Consider the following 1,848-nt stretch of genomic DNA (forward strand, 5'->3'; position numbering starts at 1 on the left):
CAATTTCGAGCAGTGGCACGCCCGCGCGGTTTAAATCAATCAGCGTGTTCGCTTCGTCCAAATCGTGGATGCTTTTGCCGGCATCTTCTTCCATGTGGATTCGGTTCAAGCGGATTTGCTTTTGCCCAGATACTGTTTTTATGCCTATAAATCCATCAAAGCAAATCGCGGCCGCATCTTGTGTAATTTGATAACCTTTGGGCAAATCCGCATAAAAATAATTTTTGCGGTCGAAAAAGTTATAGTTCCTGATTTGGCAATGCGTGGCCAAACCCAGTTTTACCGCAAACTCAATATGTTTTTTGTTGATGAAAGGCAACGTGCCGGGATGGCCTAAAGAAACCGGACTGACGTGCCGGTTGGGTTTAGCACCAAAAGCGGCCGAATCTGAACAAAAGGCTTTACTTGCCGTGGCTAATTGTGCGTGAACTTCCAGTCCGATAACTACTTCATATCCTGCCTGCAACTGGGCTGTTTCGATCGTCATTTACAGAATGCTGTATTTTTAGTTTAAAGTTGTAAAACTATCAATTATTTTGGATTAAGCCACCCTGGTTTTGTTTGCCGCTGATTGTACAAAACAGGTTTCAGCCAAATCCAAATTTGCTATTTTAACAGATAAAAGCAGTAATGAAACTGTTACGCGTATCACTTAAACCCCAGCCTTTGCTTTACGTTTAACTTGCGTAGATACTTCAACAATCATGAAAAAGACAATTTTAAAAATGGTACTGGCCGGCGTAATGGTTTTATCGTTGCATGCCTTTGCCCAGGCACAAGTTAGCCTTAACATCAATATTGGCCGCCAGCCGGCATGGGGGCCAACCGGTTATAACCATGTGGATTATTATTATTTGCCGGACATAGAATCTTATTACGATGTAGCTACCGGGCAATATATTTACCAGGATGGCGGACAGTGGATTTTTGCCAATAGTTTGCCGCCGCGTTACCGCGGATACGATTTGTATTCCGGTTACAAAGTAGTGGTCAACCGTCCAAAACCATATCTAAACTTTTCCAGGGACCGTGTTGCTTATGGCCGTTACCGCAACTGGAGCGGTGCACGCCAGCCAATGCTACGCGAAAGCCGTACGGTTATAAACCGAACCAATAATGTAACTATCAACCGGACAAACAACGTGAATATTAATCGACGTGGTAACAATGGCGGCGGTTATAACCATCCCGGAGGAAATCAAAATCAAGGAAACCCGAATCAAGGGAGGCCGCAAGGACAATTTAACGGTGGCGGCCATGATAACCACGGACAAGGTGATGGCCGCCAAGGCGGATACGGCGGCGGACACGATGACCACGGACAAGGCCGTCAAGGCGGATATGACGGAGGCCACGACGATCGCGGTCATCATTAACAAAATTTAGCCGATAAAAGAAGCATCCCGAAATACTTGGGATGCTTCTTTTATGCCTGTTTTTTTCAGATTTGTGCAGAGATAAATGTTTTTGCTTTTTCGATGGCCGCTTTTAATCCCGCTGCGTTTTTTCCGCCTGCTGTTGCATAAAAAGGCTGGCCGCCGCCGCCGCCTTGTATTTCTTTGGCCAGTTCTTTAATGATGGCGCGCGCATCCAAACCTTTTTCTTTCACCAAGTTTTCGGAAAGCATCACGGTTAAATTTGGTTTTCCGTCGATAACAGCACCTAAAACCAAAACCAAGTTGGCAACAATATCTTTGGTTTGATATGCCAGGCTTTTTAAAGCTTCTGCATTGGGCAGTTCTACTTCTTCGGAAATGAAATTTATGCCATTAAAAGAAGCATGCTTTGCAGCGAGTTCTTTTTTCATGACAGCAACTTTATCCAGCACCGCTTTTTCTGCTTCTTTTT

General features: G+C 44.6%; 2 protein-coding genes and 1 pseudogene. 1 reads left to right on the plus strand and 2 read right to left on the minus strand.

What is annotated here, in order from left to right; translation table 11 throughout:
* Positions 1–487, minus strand: a pseudogene (gene gatB / locus Q0192_RS06265) (Asp-tRNA(Asn)/Glu-tRNA(Gln) amidotransferase GatCAB subunit B); the annotation flags it as partial.
* Between the two features lie 217 nt (positions 488–704).
* Here gatB and Q0192_RS06270 point away from each other — a divergent pair.
* Complete coding sequence (locus Q0192_RS06270; protein WP_299287744.1) at positions 705–1,376, plus strand: hypothetical protein; 672 nt, start codon at positions 705–707, stop codon at positions 1,374–1,376.
* Positions 1,377–1,441: 65 nt separating this feature from the next.
* Here Q0192_RS06270 and Q0192_RS06275 read toward each other — a convergent pair.
* The coding region (locus Q0192_RS06275; protein ID WP_299287746.1) for a DHHA1 domain-containing protein at positions 1,442–1,848 on the minus strand (407 nt) is incomplete at its 5' end.

This window comes from uncultured Mucilaginibacter sp. (assembly GCF_937859865.1).
Taxonomy (GTDB): domain Bacteria; phylum Bacteroidota; class Bacteroidia; order Sphingobacteriales; family Sphingobacteriaceae; genus Mucilaginibacter_A.

Excerpts from the sequence above, each read along its gene's own strand:
- Q0192_RS06270 (WP_299287744.1), top strand. The coding sequence starts at position 705 with ATGAAAAAGACAATTTTAAAAATGGTACTGGCCGGCGTAATGGTTTTA.